Source organism: Oxalicibacterium sp., from assembly GCF_057353965.1.
Genome location: NZ_JBMQZD010000001.1, coordinates 901,872 through 920,762 on the forward strand (window position 1 = coordinate 901,872; position 18,891 = coordinate 920,762).

The 18,891-nt window shown below is 60.8% G+C and carries 15 protein-coding genes; 3 read left to right on the plus strand and 12 right to left on the minus strand.

Going from position 1 to position 18,891, the window contains the following annotated elements:
- Positions 1 to 94 precede the first annotated feature (94 nt).
- The 3 genes from ACO1VH_RS04405 (at position 95) to ACO1VH_RS04415 (ending at position 3,887) form a co-directional block, all read left to right on the plus strand.
- Entirely contained in the window at positions 95 to 1,072 is a 978-nt protein-coding gene (locus ACO1VH_RS04405; protein WP_486242763.1) for a GlxA family transcriptional regulator, read from the plus strand.
- Positions 1,073 to 1,398: 326 nt separating this feature from the next.
- Positions 1,399 to 2,649, plus strand: a complete 1,251-nt coding sequence (gene frc, locus ACO1VH_RS04410; RefSeq protein WP_486242765.1) for a formyl-CoA transferase — start codon at positions 1,399 to 1,401, stop codon at positions 2,647 to 2,649.
- 242 nt (positions 2,650 to 2,891) lie between these two features.
- A complete protein-coding gene (locus ACO1VH_RS04415) occupies positions 2,892 to 3,887 on the plus strand; it encodes a GlxA family transcriptional regulator (protein ID WP_486242767.1) in 996 nt (331 codons plus the stop codon).
- Positions 3,888 to 3,936: 49 nt separating this feature from the next.
- Here the strand turns inward: ACO1VH_RS04415 and ACO1VH_RS04420 are convergent, their stop codons facing one another.
- From ACO1VH_RS04420 to ACO1VH_RS04475, 12 genes are all read right to left on the minus strand, one after another.
- Positions 3,937 to 5,133, minus strand: a complete 1,197-nt coding sequence (locus ACO1VH_RS04420; RefSeq protein WP_486242769.1) for an acetyl-CoA C-acyltransferase — start codon at positions 5,131 to 5,133, stop codon at positions 3,937 to 3,939.
- A 155-nt stretch (positions 5,134 to 5,288) separates the two neighbouring features.
- The gene (locus ACO1VH_RS04425) at positions 5,289 to 7,676 is read right to left on the minus strand and encodes a 3-hydroxyacyl-CoA dehydrogenase/enoyl-CoA hydratase family protein (RefSeq protein ID WP_486242771.1); all 2,388 of its coding nucleotides are present in this window, start codon (positions 7,674 to 7,676) and stop codon (positions 5,289 to 5,291) included.
- 79 nt (positions 7,677 to 7,755) lie between these two features.
- Entirely contained in the window at positions 7,756 to 9,546 is a 1,791-nt protein-coding gene (locus ACO1VH_RS04430) for an acyl-CoA dehydrogenase C-terminal domain-containing protein (RefSeq protein ID WP_486242773.1), read from the minus strand.
- 98 nt (positions 9,547 to 9,644) lie between these two features.
- Entirely contained in the window at positions 9,645 to 10,016 is a 372-nt protein-coding gene (locus ACO1VH_RS04435) for an RNA-binding S4 domain-containing protein (protein ID WP_486242775.1), read from the minus strand.
- Positions 10,017 to 10,018: 2 nt separating this feature from the next.
- Positions 10,019 to 11,419 (minus strand): MFS transporter, encoded by a 1,401-nt coding sequence (locus ACO1VH_RS04440; RefSeq protein ID WP_486242777.1) that lies wholly within the window; start codon positions 11,417 to 11,419, stop codon positions 10,019 to 10,021.
- Between the two features lie 168 nt (positions 11,420 to 11,587).
- Positions 11,588 to 12,757: a phospholipase D-like domain-containing protein gene (locus ACO1VH_RS04445; protein ID WP_486242779.1), complete on the minus strand. Its 1,170-nt coding sequence runs from the start codon at positions 12,755 to 12,757 to the stop codon at positions 11,588 to 11,590.
- Positions 12,758 to 12,815: 58 nt separating this feature from the next.
- Positions 12,816 to 13,610, minus strand: coding sequence for an endonuclease/exonuclease/phosphatase family protein (locus ACO1VH_RS04450; RefSeq protein WP_486242781.1), 795 nt, complete (start codon positions 13,608 to 13,610; stop codon positions 12,816 to 12,818).
- Between the two features lie 88 nt (positions 13,611 to 13,698).
- Positions 13,699 to 14,265 (minus strand): dihydroneopterin triphosphate diphosphatase, encoded by a 567-nt coding sequence (nudB, locus tag ACO1VH_RS04455; RefSeq protein ID WP_486242783.1) that lies wholly within the window; start codon positions 14,263 to 14,265, stop codon positions 13,699 to 13,701.
- Between the two features lie 94 nt (positions 14,266 to 14,359).
- Entirely contained in the window at positions 14,360 to 16,165 is a 1,806-nt protein-coding gene (aspS, locus tag ACO1VH_RS04460) for an aspartate--tRNA ligase (protein ID WP_486242785.1), read from the minus strand.
- 51 nt (positions 16,166 to 16,216) lie between these two features.
- The gene (locus tag ACO1VH_RS04465) at positions 16,217 to 16,858 is read right to left on the minus strand and encodes a DUF502 domain-containing protein (RefSeq protein WP_486242787.1); all 642 of its coding nucleotides are present in this window, start codon (positions 16,856 to 16,858) and stop codon (positions 16,217 to 16,219) included.
- A gap of 43 nt (positions 16,859 to 16,901) precedes the next feature.
- A complete protein-coding gene (locus ACO1VH_RS04470) occupies positions 16,902 to 17,225 on the minus strand; it encodes an FmdB family zinc ribbon protein (protein WP_486242789.1) in 324 nt (107 codons plus the stop codon).
- 213 nt (positions 17,226 to 17,438) lie between these two features.
- The gene (locus ACO1VH_RS04475) at positions 17,439 to 18,890 is read right to left on the minus strand and encodes a high affinity choline transporter 1 (RefSeq protein WP_486242791.1); all 1,452 of its coding nucleotides are present in this window, start codon (positions 18,888 to 18,890) and stop codon (positions 17,439 to 17,441) included.
- Position 18,891: the final 1 nt, after the last annotated feature.

The window sequence follows — 18,891 nt, forward strand, 5'->3', positions numbered from 1 at the left end:
CACGCACACGGCAGACAATCGCTTTTCGCATTCGCGTCCTTGCCTGTAACATTCCCTCTGCCGAAAATACGGCGCCCTTCGACGGAGAATGCTCATGCCCAGCGTTGCGATCCTTGTTTTCCCAGGCGTACAGGCGCTTGATGTGACCGGCCCGCTCGATGTGTTCGCCGAAGCCAATCGCATCCTGCCGCCGGAGCGGCAATACCGGCTCGACGTGCTCGGCACCGAACGCGGACTGATTCCGTGCTCGAACGGCCTGCCGATTGCCGCACATCGCCACTACAGCGAAGCCGACGAACGCTACGACCTGCTGCTGGTCGCCGGCGGTCCGGCACTGCCGCAACAGCCGCGCGACGAAGTCGTCTGCAACTGGCTGCGTCGCGTCGCAAGCGCCAGCAGCCGACACGGTTCGATCTGCAACGGCGCCTTCCTGCTTGGCCACGCCGGACTGCTCGACGGTCGTACCGTCACCACCCACTGGAACGATGCTGCGGCACTGGCCGACATGTTTCCGCAGGCCCGCGTCGATGCCAATCGCATCTTCCTGCAAGACGATCAGTTGGTGACATCGGCCGGCGTCACCGCCGGTATCGATCTGTCGCTATTCCTGCTGTCCGCCGATTGCGGACCGGACGTATCACTGCATGTCGCGCGCCGGCTGGTCGTCTTCACGCAGCGCCAGGGCGGCCAATCGCAGTTCAGTCCTTACCTCACGCCCTACGTCGAAGAAAGCTCGCCGGTTGCCATCGTCCTCCAGTACGTGCGCGATCATCTGGCGGAAAACCTTACCGTCGAATCGCTGGCCGCCGTCGTCTCGATGAGTCCGCGCAATTTTGCCCGCGTCTTCGCGCGCGATGCGAAGACCACGCCAGCCGATTTCATCGAGAGTGCACGACTGGATGCCGCGCGGGCTTTGCTGGAAACCACGTCGGAACCGCTGAAAACGGTTGCCTGGCACTGCGGCTTCCGCAATCCGGATCAGATGCGCCAAGTGTTCGTCAAACGACTGGGCATCACCGCGCTGCAGTACCGCGCCAATTTCGCCGCATTCGGCAAAACCGCCCGTCCGTAAATCTCGCTTTCCTTCTTTTCAGCCAGTCCGTTTTGACAAAAAACGGACATTCACGCCATGTCCTGATTTTTACTTACAAACAAATCAGGCCACTCCTTCGCCGCATCTCCGACACCTTCCGGACATTGCCAGCCAGCCGAAAAATAAGCGTGGAAACGCATAAAAAGCCTCGGCAGAATCAATTCGAACCAGACGCATCGCCTCCCCCGAGCACCTTGCGGAACACGATCGAAAGCTGGCCAATTCCGTGCGGATGCGGCCGTTTTTATTGACGCCACATCGTCTAAAAACGGACACGCGGCACTTCACGACAGAAAGGGAAATACATGAACACCCCGCTCAACGGCATCAAGATCATCGATTTCACCCACGTGCAAGCCGGCCCGGCCTGCACCCAGTTGCTGGCCTGGTTCGGCGCCGACGTCGTCAAGGTCGAGCGTCCCGGCTCCGGCGACGTCACGCGTTCGCAGCTGCGCGACATCCCCGGCGTGGACGCGCTTTATTTCACGATGCTCAACAGCAACAAGAAATCGCTGACGCTGGACACCAAGACACCGGAAGGCAAGGAAGTGCTGGAAAAACTGATCAAGGAATCCGACGTGCTGGTCGAAAACTTTGCACCGGGCGCACTGGACCGCATGGGCTTTTCGTGGGAACGCATCCAGGAAATCAATCCCGGCATGATCCTGGCATCGGTCAAGGGCTTTTCCGACGGCCACCATTACGAAGACCTGAAGGTCTATGAAAACGTCGCGCAGGCTGCCGGCGGCGCCGCATCGACCACCGGTTTCTGGGACGGCCCGCCGACCGTCAGTGGCGCCGCACTCGGCGACTCGAACACCGGCATGCATCTGGCGATCGGCATCCTGACCGCGCTGATGGGTCGCCAGCAGACAGGCAAGGGCCAGAAGGTATCGGTGTCGATGCAGGATGCAGTGCTGAACCTGACGCGTGTCAAGCTGCGCGATCAGCAACGCCTGGAAAAGGTCGGCTATCTGGAAGAATATCCGCAATACCCGAACGGCAAGTTCACCGACGTGGTGCCGCGCGGCGGCAATGCCGGCGGCGGCGGCCAGCCGGGCTGGGTGTTGAAGTGCAAGGGCTGGGAAACCGATCCGAACGCCTACATCTACTTCACGATCCAGGGCCACGCGTGGGAACCGATCTGCCGCGCACTGGGCAAGGAAGAATGGATCAGCGATCCGGAATACAACACGCCGCAGGCGCGCCAGGACAAGATCTTCGACATCTTCGCCTTCATCGAAAACTTCCTGAAGGACAAGACCAAGTTCGAAGCCGTCGACATCTTCCGCAAGTACGACATCCCGTGCGCACCCGTGCTATCGATGAAGGAGATCGCCGAAGACAAGTCGCTGCGCGCCAGCGGTTCCATCGTCGAAGTCGATCATCCGGCACGCGGCAAGTACCTGACCGTCGGCAGCCCGATCAAGTTCTCCGAACTGAAGCCGGAGATCAAGCCTTCGCCGCTGCTCGGCGAACACACCGACGAAGTGCTGAAGCGCCTCGGCTATACGCCGGAGCAGATCGCCGCGCTGCACGCGTCGAAAGCCGTGTAATGCGATAAAGGGGAATAGATGCAATAAGGGCGCATGGCCGATACGGTCGTGCGCCCGCGCTCGGATCGTCAGGCAACCGGAGAATGTCGCCAGCATGTACTTCTCTCTTGCTTGCGCTCCGGAGATTGCCTTTGCTTCCCTTTCTTCACATCGGTTTGCCGCAGCTCAGCGCACGGCAAACTTGATATCATCGCCGCAATCATCCAATTACCTCTGAGCCATCTCTACCGTTTCTGTTCGTCATGCGAAAAATTACCGTCGGCCTGCTGGTCTTCCCACGCTTCCAGATGCTGGACATCGCCGCGCCCGGCGATGCCTTCGCCGAAGTGAAAGTGCTCAGCAACGGCGAATGCGAATACGAAATCATGACTGTCGCCACCACGCGCGGGCCGATTCAAACTTCAAGCGGATTGACGATTTCGCCGGATCGCACGATCTTCGATCCGACACCGCACTTCGATACGCTGATCGTGCCTGGCGGACTCGGCGTGTTCGACATTCTCGAAGACACCACGCTAACTGACTGGCTGGCGATGCAGAATGAAAACTGCCGCCGCATCGGCGCCATCTGCAACGGCGTCTTCGCGCTCGGCGCCGCCGGCATCATTGGCGGCAAGACCGTCACCACGCACTGGATGGATGCGGCGCGTCTGTCGACGATGTTCCGCAGAGCGAAAGTCGAACCGGACCGCATCTATGTGAAGGACGGTTCGCTCTACACGACTGCTGGTGTCACCGCCGGCATCGATCTGTCGCTGGCCCTGATCGAGGAGGATTTCGGCAAGAAGATGGCGATCGACGTCGCCAAGTATCTGATCGTCTATCTGCGCCGCGCCGGTGGCCAATCGCAGTTCAGCCCGCTGCTGGAATTGCAGGTCGAAAACGATTCACCTGTCGCCGCCGTGCAGAGCTACATTCTCGGCAATCTGGAAACCGAACATACGCTGCCGTCGATTGCGGAGAAGATGCAGATGAGCGCGCGCCATCTGTCGCGCGTGTTCAAGCAGGAATGCGGAATGACGGTGATGAACTTCGTCAACGATGCACGCATCGATGCCTCGCGCCGCTATCTGGAATCCACCGATCTCGGCCTGACGGAAATCGCCCGCCGCTGCGGCTTCGGCAATGCAGCGACCTTCCGTCGCATCTTCGGCCGCAGGCTGGGGATCAGTCCGTTCGATTATCGACAGCGCTTCCATTCGGACGAAGGGGCGCAACTGGAAGAAGAGATGGAATAAAAAACCGCATGCAAATTGCATGCGGTTTTTCCTTTCAGGAAATAACGTTCTACATCCGCTCGAATATCCCCGCCGCCCCCATACCGGTGCCGACGCACATCGTCACCATGCCGTACTTCAGATTGCGACGGCGCAGCCCGTGCACAACAGTGGCCGAACGGATTGCGCCGGTCGCGCCGAGAGGATGTCCCAGCGCGATCGCACCGCCCATCGGATTGACCTTTACAGGATCGAGTCCCAGATCACCGATCACAGCCAGCGATTGCGCAGCGAATGCTTCGTTCAGTTCGATCCAGTCCATCTGATCCTGCTTCAGGCCGGCTGCACGCAATGCTGCAGGAATCGCTTCCTTCGGACCGATGCCCATGATTTCCGGCGGCACGCCGCGCACGGCAAAGGAGACGAAACGCGCCAGCGGCGTCAGGTTGAACTGCTTCAGGATTTTTTCGCTGACGACGATCAGCGCACCAGCGCCGTCGGACGTTTGCGAACTGTTGCCAGCAGTGACCGAGCCTTTCGGCGAAAACACCGGCCGCAATCTGCCTAACGCTTCCATGCTGGTATCGGCACGTGCACCTTCGTCGAGATTGGCGGTGTGCGTCTTGATGTCGATCTCGCCGCTCTGCATGTTCGGCAGGCGTTCGACGATTTCCACCGGCGTGATCTCATCAGCGAATTCGCCGCTCTGCTGCGCCGCAATTGCGCGGCGATGCGATTCCAGTGAGAACGCATCCTGCGCCTCGCGCGACACTTTCCATTGTTCAGCGACCCTTTCCGCCGTCAGCCCCATGCCGTAGGCCATGCCGATGTTTTCGTCCTTGAAGATGCCCATGTTCATCGACGGGTGATAGCCCATCATCGGCACCATCGACATCGATTCGGCGCCGGCAGCGATGATCGCATCCGCTTCACCGACGCGGATGCGGTCAGCCGCCATCGCCAGCGCCGTCAGACCGGACGCGCAGTAGCGGTTGACGGTGACGCCGCCTACCGTCTTCGGCAGACCGGCCAGCAGCACGCTCATGCGCGCCATGTTCAGTCCCTGCTCCGCTTCCGGGAATGCGCAGCCGACGATGGCATCCTCGATCGCATTTGGATCGAGCGACGGCACCTGCGACAGTGCCGACTGCATCGCGCGCACCAGCAGATCGTCCGGGCGTGTATGGCGGAACATGCCGCGCGGCGCCTTGCCGATCGGCGTGCGGGTGGCGGCAACGATGTAGGCTTCCTGAAGTTGTTTGCTCATCTTGTGCTCCAAGGAGAATTGATTCTTTGATCAGCTCGGAAGGGGTGAGAAAGCGTAGCGAGCGAATCAAGGCCGGCGCGAGAAGCGCAGCCGTACTGACATACGGCGAGCATCACAGCGTCGGGATTGGTTTGCGCAGTAGCTTTATTGCCCCTTCAATTACGCACCGGCTTGCCCGTCTGCATCATGCCCATGATGCGTTCCTGCGTCTTCGGATGCGCCAGCAGTTCCATGAAGGCGCGGCGCTCGCGGTCCAGCAGCCATTGTTCATCGACCAGGCTGCCGTTCTCGATTTCGCCGCCAGTGACGACGTCGGCGATCATCATGCCGAGCTTGTAGTCATGCGCCGAGATGAAACCGCCGTCACGCATGTTGATCAGTTGCGCACCGATTGTCGCCAGGCCGTAGCGGCCGGTCACCGGAATCTTCGTCTTCAGCGGTGGACGATAGCCGGCATCGTGCATCGCGCGCGCCTGCGTCTTCGCGACATGCAGCAATTCATACGGATTGAAGACGATCACGTCGTCCGCTTTCAGGTAGCCCATCGTCTGCGCTTCCAGCGCGGAACGCGACACGGCAGCCGTCGCCGCCTGCATGTAATCGTTCTTCAGGAACTGCAGGATGTCGTTGCCTTTCGCATTGTGCGCAGCGCGCGCCGCCGCTTCCTTCAGGCCGCCGCCGGCCGGGATCAAACCGACGCCGACTTCGACGAGACCGATATACGATTCGAGCGACGCGACACGACGCGCGGCATGCAACAGCAGTTCGCAGCCACCGCCAAGTGCCAGGCCGGCAACGGCGACCACGACCGGCACGTTCGCGTATTTCAGTCTCTGGTACGCTTGCTGCAGCTTGGACACCATCGGCTCGATCGCAGACACGCCGCCGGACATGAACAGCGGCAACATCGCCTGCAGATCGGCGCCGGCAGAAAATGCGCCGCCTTCGGCCGAATCGGCCTGCCAGATCACGAGTCCCTTGTAATTGCTTTCGGCTTCGGCAATCGCCTTTTCCATGCCGGCGATCACGCCGGGGCCGATCACGTGCATCTTGGTCTTGAACGACAGGATCAGCACCTCGTCGTCCTGATGCCAAATGCGCACCGAATCGTCTTCGAACACGGTCGTGCCGGCCGTCGTGCCGTTCGCGCCGTCGTTGCCGAGCAGACCGGCGCGGAACACCTGTCTTTCGTAGACCGGCAGCGTCGAGCGCGACACGTTGCGTTTCTGCTTCGGCGACCATGAGCCGTCCGCCGCGTGCACGTTGCTGCGATCGCCGAATACCCATTCCGGCAGTGGCGCATCGCTCAGCGTCTTGCCGGCCGTAATGTCTTCGTTGATCCAGTCCGCTACCTGCTTCCAGCCGGCAGCCTGCCACAGTTCGAATGGCCCTTGCGACCAGCCGAAGCCCCAACGCATCGCGAAATCGACGTCGCGCGCATTGTCGGCGATCGATTCCAGATGCACGGCGATGTAATGAAAAATGTCGCGCAGGATGGCCCACAGGAACTGGCCCTGCGGATTTTTCGAATCGTGCAGCGCTTTGATGCGTTTCGCCGCATCCTTTTCCTTCAGCACGCGGACGATGAAATCGTCGGCCTTGCCGCCACCGGGAACGTAATCGGCGCTGACTGGATCGATGCGCAGGATATCCTTGCCGACCTTCTTGTAGAAGCCCGCGCCGGCCTTCGCGCCGAGCGCGCCGGCGCCGATCAGCTTGGTCAGGATGTCCGGCGTGCGATAGACGGCGTAGAACGGATCGCCCTGCAGGTTGTCCTGCATCGTCTTCACCACGTGCGCCATCGTATCGAGGCCGACCACGTCGGCGGTGCGGAAGGTACCGGACTTCGCGCGCCCCAGCTTGCTGCCGGTCAGGTCATCGACGACATCGACCGTCAGCCCAAATTTCTCCGCTTCGATCATCGTCGCCAGCATGCTGAAGATGCCGACACGGTTGGCGATGAAGTTCGGCGTATCCAGCGCGCGCACTACGCCCTTGCCGAGCGTGCTCGTCAGGAAAGCTTCCAGTCGGTCGAGGATGGCCGCATCGGTTGCAGTCGTCGGAATCAGTTCGACCAGATGCATATAGCGCGGCGGGTTGAAAAAGTGCACGCCGCAAAAACGTTTCTTCAGATCGGCATCGAAGCCTTCGGACAGCGCCGTGATCGACAGGCCCGACGTGTTTGACGCAAAGATCGCGGCAGGCGACAGATGCGGCGCAACCTTCTTGTACAGATCGTGCTTCCAGTCCATGCGCTCGGCGATCGCTTCGATGACGATGTCGCATTCGGCCAGCTTCGCCAGATCGTCGTCGTAATTGGCGACTTCGATCAATTCCGCCTGATCCGGATTGCCGAGCGGCGCGGGATTGAGCTTCTTCAGGTTATCGATCGCGCGCAGCACGATGCCGTTCTTCGGCCCTTCCTTGGCCGGCAGGTCGAACAGCACGACCGGCACTTTCGCGTTGACGCAATGCGCGGCGATCTGCGCGCCCATCACGCCGGCGCCGAGGACCGCCACTTTCCTGACGATGAAATTTGACATGCCTAAACCTCTACAAAGAATGTCTGTCGAATGATGCAGCCGCGCCGGCAGCATGCCGGGCGCGGCGGAGAATGCAGCATCAGAACAGTTCGGCTTCCAGCTCCATCAGGCTGGCCGAACCGGCGCGCGCCTGGCGGATCAACATCGCCGTTTCCGGCAACAGGCGCGCGAAGTAGAATCGCGCGGTCGCCAGCTTGGCCTTGTAGAAAGGATCGCCGCCATCCTGCTTTGCCAGCGCGAGTTGTGCCATGCGCGCGAAGAAGTACGCATAGATCAGATGGCCGACCACGCGCAGATAAGGCACGGCAGCCGCGCCGACCTCGTCCGGGTTCTTCATCGCCTTCATGCCGATTTCTGCCGTCAGCTTTTCGACCTTCGCCGCCAGATCGGCCAGCGGCGTGATGAATTCGGACATGGATTCATCGAGGCCGTTTTCCTCGATATAGCTGCGGATCTTCTCGCCCAGCTTGCGCAGCTTGACGCCGTTGTCCTGCAGAATCTTGCGGCCCAGCAGATCCAGCGACTGGATCGTGTTGGTACCCTCGTAGATCATGTTGATGCGCGCATCGCGCACGTATTGCTCCATGCCCCATTCGGCGATGTAGCCGTGGCCACCATAGACCTGCATCGATTCGGATGCAGCAATCCAACCATTGTCGGTCAGGAAGGCCTTGACGATGGGCGTCAGCAGCGCGACTTCATCGGCCGCTTCTTCGCGCACCTTTTCGTCCGGATGATTCAGTTCGCGATCGATCTGCAGCGCGACGTAGGAGCTGAAAGCACGCCCACCTTCGGCATAGGCTTTCGCCGTCAGCAGCATTCGGCGCACGTCGGGGTGCACGATGATCGGATCGGCCGGCTTGTCTGTGGCCTTGGGGCCGGTCAGGCTGCGCATCTGCAGGCGGTCTTTCGCATAGGCCAGCGCATTCTGGTAGGCGACTTCGGTCAGTCCCAGCGACTGCATGCCAACGCCGAGGCGCGCCGCGTTCATCATCACGAACATCGCGTTCAGCCCCTTGTTCGGCTCGCCGATCATCCAGCCTCTCGCGCCGTCGATATTCATCTGACAGGTCGCATTGCCGTGGATGCCCATCTTTTCTTCGAGCGCACCGCAGAAAATCGGATTGCGCTCGCCCGGCGTGCCGTCTTCCCTCGGCAGGAATTTCGGCACCACGAATAGGGAAATACCGTGCGTGCCGGCCGGCGCGTCGGGCAGACGCGCCAGCACCAGATGCACGATGTTGTGCGACATGTTGTGCTCACCGGCCGAGATGAAGATCTTGCTACCGGTCAGTTTGTAGGAACCGTCCGCTTGCGGCTCGGCCTTTGTGCGAAGCAGACCGAGATCGGTACCGCAATGCGCTTCGGTCAGGCACATCGTGCCGGTCCATTCGCCGGAGACCAGTTTCGGCAGGTACAGCGATTTCTGTTCGTCGGTACCGTGCTTCAGCAGACATTCGTAAGCGCCGTGCGACAGGCCCGGATACATGGTCCACGCCTGATTGGCGGAATTGAGCATTTCGAGAAAGACAGTCTGCACCACGGTCGGCAAACCCTGGCCGCCGAATTCGGGATCAGCCGACAGAGAAGGCCAGCCGGCAGCGACGTACTGGTCGTAGGCATCCTTGAAACCGGCCGGCGGCGTGACTTCATGCGTGGCCGTATCGAGCTTGCAGCCTTCGCGATCGCCGACGTGATTGAGCGGAAACAAGATTTCCGACGTGAACTTCGCGCCCTCTTCCAGCACCTGGTTGATGGTATCGGCATCGATATCCGCATATTTCGGCAACTGCTTCAACTCATCCGAAACACCCAGCAATTCGTGCAGAACGAATTGCATGTCGCGCAGCGGGGCGGTGTATTGACCCATGAATCGTCTCCTTGCGTTTGTACGGTTTGTCTATCGGGTCAATACTACCGCATGATGCGCAGAGCATCGTGTCTGCACCGTGACATTATCCGTGGAGACTATTTCGAGCGATCGAGCATGCGGCGGTCGCGCTTGGTCGGCCGTCCCTTGATCTCCTGCGCCGGTTCGCGGAAATAGCGGCGGCGTTCGGCTTCCTGCTGGCGCTTCGCCATGCTGGACTCGGTTTCCGTGTACAGCTTCTGTGCGATCTCGGCGGAACCACGCTTGTCGGCCAGGGCGCGCACAACGACTTCCCATTCGGTCGAGCCATTGTCGATCTGCAGCAGATCGCCGCATTTAACGTTGCGCGCCGGCTTGATGCGTTCGCCGTCGAGCCGCACGCGGCCGGCATCGACCGCATCGGTCGCCAGCGAACGCGTCTTGAAGAAACGCGCCACCCACAGCCATTTATCGATGCGAACCTGTTCCATCGTCATCGTTTCGCAAATGGATTCTTCGCAACGAACATGCGCGAAAAGCTGGCGATGCTAGCGGCGGCGGCAAATGCCGCTCCCAGGCCAAGCGCGAGCTTTTCGCCATGCAGTGCGGAAATGATGAGGCAGAACGCCACCAGCGCCGAACCGGACGCCTGCCCGATCAACCGTGATGTCGCGACGATGCCGCTGGCGCCGCCGCCGCGCTCGGGCGGCGCGCTGCTGAGAATGGCGCGCAGATTAGGCGCCTGGAAAAAGCCGAAGCCGATGCCGCACAGCGCCATGCGCCAGCAGATGTCGAGGGTCGATGCATCCGTCGGCATCACGATCATCAGCATCAGCCCGGCCGACAGGATCGCCGTGCCGATGCCGGCCAGAATGCCGACCGGATAGCGATCGCTGAGCCGCCCCGCAATCGGCGCCATGATGCCGACCAGCACCGCCCACGGCGTCAACAGGAATCCGGTCTCGACCGCCGAACGGCCGAGTGCCGATTCGAAATAGAACGGCAGCGACACGAAGGCCAGTCCTTGCGCGCCGAACGTAAAGACTGCCGTCAATGCCGATAGCGAAAACTGCGGCCGCCGGAACAGATCGACCGGCAGCATCGGCGCCTGATGACCCTTCTGTCGGCGCAGCAGCAGAATAAAAAACAGCAAGGCGCCGCCGGCTTCCAGCAACACGGTACGCGTGCCGGCCAGATGCGCGCCTTCGCCGATGGCGAGAATCAGCAGGCCGAAGGCCGCGCCGTTGTACAGCGCCGTCAGCGCATCGAAGCGATGCGTGGCGCGCCCGGTCTCCGGCAGGAAGCGGCGTGCGAGGAAGAAAGCCAGCATGCCGAACGGCACGTTGATCGCGAACAGCCAAGGCCACGACCACAGTGACAAGATGGTGGACGCGATCGTCGGGCCAACCGCGAACGATACCGCGACCACCAGCGCATTCGTGCCGAGACCGCGACCGAGCATGCTGGATGGATAAATGGAGCGCAGCAGCGCAGTATTGATGCCCATCACGGCAGCGCCGCCGACCCCCTGGAAGAACCGCGCGATGACCAGCGTCGGCAGCGACCATGCCAGCGCGCAGGCGGCGGATGCCAGCGTGAACAGAAGCAGGCCGAAAATGAAGACGCGGCGGAAGCTGAGGATTTCCGCCAGCGCCGCGAACGGCAGCAGCGTCGCCACCATCGCCAGTTGATAGATGTTGACGATCCAGACCGAATCGGCCGGCGTCGTATGCAGTTGCGCGGCCATGGCTGGCAACGCGGTGTTGGCAATCGCCGTATCGAGCGACGACATCGACACGCCCATCGCAACCGACAGAATGGCCCAGTTGCGTTCCGGCAGCGGCAGACCTTCACCGTCCAGCGTCGCTTGCGCACGAACACTCTGCTTAACCATTCTTCTCACTTGTCTGTTGCATCGGAAACGATAGCGGCGCCGCCGGGTGAGTTGCCCGATGGCGCCGCTTGGAGCGCATAGTGTAGAACGATTTGACCATGCCTGCTGCCGTGTCCCTTGCAGGTCCGGCATCAGACATTTCTGTCGAATTTGTCAGGCGGGCGTTTGCTACTCTGCCGACTTGCCCCAGGTGATCAGTCGCAACATGCTGGCGTAGATCAGGTAAGCCACGCGATAAAACGCCTTCTTGTACCAGGGCACGCCTTCGAATTCCGTCAGCGTCACTTCCACGCCGTCGGCGACACCGTCTTCGATATGCGCACGCAGCGTCTGCGCAAAAGCCTGATCGAGCACGACTACATTGGCTTCCTGATTGACGAACAGACTGAAGCCGTCATAGTTACTGGAACCGACCGTGGCCCATCGATCGTCGACGACGGCGACCTTGCCGTGCAATTGCGTCTTCCGGTACTCGACGATGCGCACGCCGGATTTCAACAACTGCGGATAGTAGGAACGCGCAATCACGTCCTGAAACCGGTACTGCCCCACGCCCAGCAGCAAGGTCACAGCAACGCCACGTCGCGCAGCCGCCACCAGCCCGTTGCGCATGCGGCGCCCCGGCGCGAAGTACGGATTTGCCAGCAAGGCCGCATGCCGCGCGCCGCCCAGCGCTTTCAGATAAGCCGTCTGTATCGTGCGGCGATTGCGCAGATTGTCGCGTACCACCAGTCCTGCCACCATCGGAATGCTGGCATCGGCGTGACGGCGGCGACGCCGCTGCTCGCGAAAGGTCGCCCAGCGTGTGCGCCAGCTCAGATTGCCCATGCGCGCCCAGTACACGGCCATTTCCCAGTGAATGCTCGCCACCAGAGGCCCCGTGATGCGTACGCCGAAATCCCAGCGCGGCGCCGGCAGCGTGATGCGCGGATCGTCGTCATCGTGCATGTCGTCGACGATGTTCAGCCCGCCCAGAAAGGCGATCTGCCTGTCCACCACGCAGAGCTTGCGATGCATGCGCGCGATGCCGCGCACGAACCACGGATTGAAGCTGCGATGGATAATGCCGGCTGCATCGCACTCGCGCTGCAAGGCTTTGGATTGGATGCTGCCGGTGCCGACCCAGTCCGTCACCAGATTGACGGTGACACCGCGTGCTACGGCACGCGTCAATGCCTGCTTGATCGCACGCGCAGTCTCGTCATCGGCGAAGATATACGTTTCCAGATAGATTTCGATGCGTGCGGCATCGAATGCGGCGATCAGCGCCGGAAAGTAATCGGCGCCGCAATGCAGCAGTTGAATATCGTTCTCGCCGATGAAGTTGACCACGCGCATGCGCCTGGGTCCTCGCAATGAAGGCGGCACGCCACGATGCGGACGCGCCTTTCTTGTTCTATTTCAGCTTCAGCGTCGCCACGATGGGCGCATGGTCCGACAGCTTGGCCCAGATCGCACCGTGCAGGACTTCCGCGGATTCTACCTTGAAGCCGCGCACGTAGATGCGGTCCAGTTGCAAAAAAGGCATGGCGGCGGGAAAGGTGCGTGCCGGCTGCATCTTCGGGCCGCGGCCGCTCAGCTGGCGCATGTAGGTGCCGAAGCCGCGCCGCGACAGGTTCTCGTCGAAGACTTCGTTGACGCCAAGCTCGGCGCGCAGGTCTTCGCTCAGTTTGTTGCCCCAGTCGTTGAAATCGCCGGCGATGATGACGGGTGCGCTGGTACCCGCCGTTTCCTTGACGGCTTCGATCAGTGCATCGGTCTGACGCTTGCGACTGCCGGCGAACAAACCCAGGTGGATCACATAGCAATGCACTTCCGCTTCCGGCGCACGCACGATGCAATGGAGAATGCCGCGCGATTCGTACTTGTGATCGGAGATATTCCTGTTCGCATAGGAAACGATCGGAAAGGCGCTCAGCAACGCATTACCGTGATGGCCGTGATCGTAGACCGCATTCATGCCGTATGCACATTCATGCGAATCGCCCGCGAGAAAATCCTGCTGCGCCAGTTCAGGCCAGTCCGTCGCATGCTTGATCGCATGCAGATCGTGCCGCCCCTGCACTTCCTGCAGAAACAGGATGTCGGACTGCATCCCGCTGATGGCCTGCTTCAGCGCATGGACGCGCGGCCGCGCACCGAAGGAGGAGACGCCTTTATGAATGTTGTAGGTCGTGATTTTCAGTTTCATGCAGATCGGATATCCGGCAAACAATGCACAGCCAAATTCAACAGGCAACAACCCGGGGCGTCGCACATTTCCGCATGCGACGATACCGTCATTCCTTCAACGCATCGGTTCGATGGCTCACGCAGACGTGCAGGAAATCGGCACGGCCATCACCGTAGCGATCCGGCAATTGCAGGATCGCCTCTGCGTTGGATGCGGAGAAACAGCGATCGGCAGCCTCACGCCACGGCAGCCATTCGTAGCGCAGATGCTCGCGCGGCGACAGCGTGACCGCGATGTCGCGCGGCACACGCAGGCCGAACACATGCTCAGTGTTGCGCGTGACACCCGGCGCGTAACGATAGCCCCACACCGGATAGATTTCGTAGACGTTGGAAAGTTGCCAGTCGTGCAGATGTTCGATGGAAACCGCGGCCGGCCCGCCGGTCTTGTCGTCGGCGACAATCACAATGCCGGTTTCCTCGGCCACTTCGCGAATCGCGGTTTCGGTCCACGGCTCGTCGATCGCATCCTTGGAACCCGTCACCGATTGCCAAAAACCGGGACGGTCTGCCCGCTCCAGCATCAGCACCTCGAGTTCAGGCGTATGAATGACCACCAGCACGGACTGGGGAATCTTGTACGGTTTGGTCGGCGCAGGCTGGTTCTTCTGCATGAATCGAACTGAAATCGAAGCAAAATAAAAAAGGCGCGGAAATCCGCGCCTTCATTATGCCGCAACTTTATGTCGCAACTTGCAGCAACTTGTATCAGGCCTTGGCAGCCGGCTCCACGTTGCGCAGGCGAATATGCAGTTCGCGCAATTGCTTCTCGTCGACTTCCGACGGTGCCTGCGTCAGCAGGTCCTGCGCACGCTGCGTTTTCGGGAAGGCGATGACGTCGCGGATCGATTCCGCGCCGCACATCATCGTCACCAGACGATCGAGGCCGAACGCCAGACCGCCGTGCGGCGGCGCGCCATACTGCAGCGCGTCCAGCAGGAAGCCGAACTTCAGCTGCGCTTCCTCGGCGCCGATCTTCAGCGCACGGAATACCTTGCTTTGCACCTCAGCACGATGGATACGAACCGAACCGCCGCCCAGTTCCCAGCCGTTCAGCACCATGTCGTACGCCTTGGCGATGCAGCGACCCGGATCGGATTCCATCAGGTCTTCGTGACCATCCTTCGGCGCGGTGAACGGATGGTGGACGGCTGCCCAGCGCTGGTTGTCTTCGTCGAATTCAAACATCGGGAAGTCGATCACCCACAGCGGACGCCATGCATCGTCGAACAGGCCGTTCTTCTTGCCGAATTCGCTGTGGCCGACCTTCACGCGCAGCGCGCCGATCGCATCATTGACGACCTTCGCCTTGTCGGCGCCGAAGAAAATCAGATCGCCGTCTTCCGCGCCGGTCAGCTCGATGACCTTTTCCAGTGCAGCGTCGTGGATGTTCTTGACGATAGGCGATTGCAGACCATCGCGACCCTTGGCTTTCTCATTGACCTTGATCCAGGCCAGGCCCTTGGCGCCGTAGATCGCGACGAACTGCGTGTAGGCGTCAATCTCGGAACGCGGCATCGCACCGCCGCCCGGCACGCGCAATGCAACCACGCGGCCACCTTCCATGTTGGCGGCACCGGAGAAGACCTTGAAGTCGACGTCCTTCATCACGTCGGTCATGTCGGTGAACTGCAGCTTGACGCGCATGTCCGGCTTGTCGGAGCCGTACAGGCCCATCGCGGTCGCGTAATCCATCACCGGGAACGGGTTCGGCAGTTCGACGTCCAGCACTTTCTTGAACACGAGACGGATCATGTTTTCGAACAGATCGCGGATTTCCTGTTCGGTCATGAACGAGGTTTCGCAGTCGATCTGCGTGAATTCCGGCTGGCGGTCGGCGCGCAGGTCTTCGTCGCGGAAGCACTTGGTGATCTGGTAGTAGCGATCGAAGTTGGCGACCATCAGCAGCTGCTTGAACAGCTGCGGCGACTGCGGCAGTGCGAAGAACTGGCCGGCGTTGACGCGCGACGGCACCAGGTAGTCGCGCGCGCCTTCCGGCGTCGATTTGGTCAGCATCGGCGTTTCGATGTCGATGAAGCCGTTTTCGTCCAGATACTTGCGCACTTCCATCGCGACCTTGTAGCGCAGGCGCAGATTGTTTTGCATCTGCGGACGGCGCAGGTCCAGCACGCGATGCGTCAGGCGCGTCGTCTCGGACAGGTTGTCATCGTCCAGCTGGAACGGCGGCGTGACGGAAGGATTCAGCACTTCCAGTTCATGCGCCAGCACTTCAATCTTGCCGGAGGTCAGATTGGCGTTGGTCGTGCCTTCCGGACGATGGCGCACCAGGCCGGTAATGCGCAGACAGAATTCGTTGCGTACCGATTCGGCCTTCTTGAACACATCGACGCGATCCGGATCACAGACGATCTGCACCAGACCTTCGCGGTCGCGCAGGTCGATGAAGATGACACCGCCGTGGTCGCGGCGACGATGCACCCAGCCGCACAGGCTGACGGTTTGGTCGAGCAGCGCTTCGGTGGTGAGGCCGCAGTATTGAGTTCGCATAGACATGTTCAGGTTTCCAGTTTCAGTTTCTTGTATTCGTTGGTTACGGCATGGGCATTATTGCGTCGCGCCCGGAACCTTCTTCGGATCGATGAGGTTCGACTTGTCGAAATGATCCGGCGTGACGACGCCCATCGAGACGATATATTTCAACGCCTCGTCGACCGTCATGTCGAGTTCGATCGTGTCCGCGCGCGGCACCATCAGGAAAAAACCAGACGTCGGGTTCGGCGTGGTCGGCACGTACAGGCTGACGTAGTCGCCGGTCAGATGGTTGCGCACGTCGCCGCCCGGCGTGCCGGTCAGGAAGGCGATGGTCCACGAGCCCTGGCGCGGATACTGCACCAGCAGCGCCTTGCGGAAGGCATTGCCCGACGACGAGAACAGCGTGTCGGATACCTGCTTGACGCTGGAATAGATCGTATTGAAGATCGGAATGCGGCGCAGGATGGATTCCCACACCAGCACGACACGCTTGCCGATGAAATTGCGCGTGGCAAGTCCGGTCAGGAAAATGACCAGCAGCGTCAGGATCGTGCCCAGGCCCGGAATCGCAAAACCGAACACGGCTTCCGGCCGCCAGCTGGCCGGCAACAACAGCAACGACTGGTCCATCGTGCTGACGATCAGGTTCAGCACCCACAGCGTGATCGCAAGCGGAACCAGGATCAGCAGGCCGGTGACGAAATATTTGCGCATAGTTGATCTATTCAAATGGTGAGCCGGAAACCGGCACGCACGGTCAGTCGGCGCTGGTCGTGCTATTGGCCGCTGTACCGGTCGAAGCTGTCGACGCGGCAGGCGCTGCATCGGACGATTCAGATTTGGATTCGGACTTCGATTCGGATTTGGCGCCGGTCGCCGCAGCGGACGTGCCGCCCTGGCCGCCACGGAAATCGGTCACATACCAGCCGGTTCCCTTCAGCTGGAAGCCGGCGGCCGTCACCTGTTTCTTGAATGCCGGCTTGCCGCACGACGGGCAATCCGTCAGCACGGGATCGGAAATCTTCTGCAACACGTCTTTGGAGAAACCGCAATCGTCGCAACGGTACGCATAAATCGGCATGATGAAACTCTTCCTGCAAAAATCATCAAAAACCCTGAATTATAAGGCTTTCGGGGCCGTTTTACGCAGCATGATGCGAACCTGCACTGGTACGAGACACTATTTGAGAGGCGCGTACCGGCATTTTCCGGCGTCCGTTGCGGAAATGACAAGCCGGGCGCTGATCGATTGACAACATCCGCAGGCAGCGGCAATGCAACTCTTCCGCCGTCGTCAAATCACCATGCCTTCCACCGGTGGCTTCGGCTCCTGGCGATCGCGCAGCATTTGCGGCAGCAGCGATCCGGCGATCATGCCGGCAAAGGCAGCGATCAGACCGGCAAGCTGACCGGGGAATTGTTCGCCCCAGTTCGTCAGTTCCGGAAAGCACAGAACCCAGACGAAGACACCCGCCGTCAGCGAAAAAATCGCTCCCTGCGTGGTCGCGCGTTTCCAGTACAGGCCCATGACCAGCGGCACGAAAGCGCCGACCAGCGTGACCTGATAGGCGGCCGACACCATGTCGTAGATCGAGGTGCCGCGCATCGCAATCGCATAGATCAGCACCAGCACCGCGAACACGACGATCGTGGCGCGCATGGCGAACAGTTGCTCGCGATCGCTCATGCGCGGACGCAGGTTCTTGAGAATGTTCTCGACAAAACTGGTCGATGGCGCCAGCAGCGTCGCCGAGGACGTGCTCTTGATCGCGGACAGCAAGGCACCGAAGAAGAAGATCTGCATGATCAGCGGCATCTTGGTCAGCACGAAGGTCGGCAACAGGCGCTGATAATCATCGTTGATCATGTCCATCGCACTCGCGCCCATCACGACAATGGCAGCAGCCACGATGAACATCGGCACGAAGGCAAACAGGATGTAGCTGACGCCGCCGATGACCGCGCCCTTGCGCGCGGTGGCAGCATCCTTGGCGGACATCACGCGCTGGAACACGTCCTGCTGCGGGATGCTGCCCAGCATCATGGTCAGACCGGCGGCGACGAAGCCGGCCATTTCGGTGAAGGATGGCTCGGGCAGAAATTTCCACATGTCCTTCTCGCTCGCCAGCGCGAGCACATGCTCCGCACCGCCGGCCAGATGCGCCGAAAACAGCGCGATCACGGAAAGGCCGATCACCAGCACGATCATCTGGATGAAATCGGTCCACGCCACGGCCAGAAAACCGCCGATCACGACATAGATCAGCACGGCGAGCGTGCCGACGATCATGCCTGTCATTTCCGACATCGCACCGCCGGTCAGCACATTGAAGACGAGACCCAGCGCCGTGATCTGCGCCGCCACCCAGCCGAGATAGCTGATGATGATCGCCACCGAGCAGAACACTTCCACGCCCTTGCCGTAGCGAAGGCGATAGAAATCGCCGATGGTCAGCAGATTCTGCTTGTACAGGCGCGCGGCGAAGAACAGGCCGACCAGAATCAGGCAGGTGCCAGCGCCGAACGGATCTTCGACAATGGCGTTCAAGCCGCCCTGCACGAAACGCGCCGGAATTCCCATCACCGTTTCTGCGCCGAACCAGGTCGCGAACGTGGTGGTGATCACCATGATCAGCGGCAGGCTGCGGCCGGCCACGGCGAAGTCGCTGGTGTTTTTAATGCGCGTTCCTGCCCAGACGCCGAGGGCAAGCGTGCCTCCCATATAGAGCACCACAAAGGAAATCAGC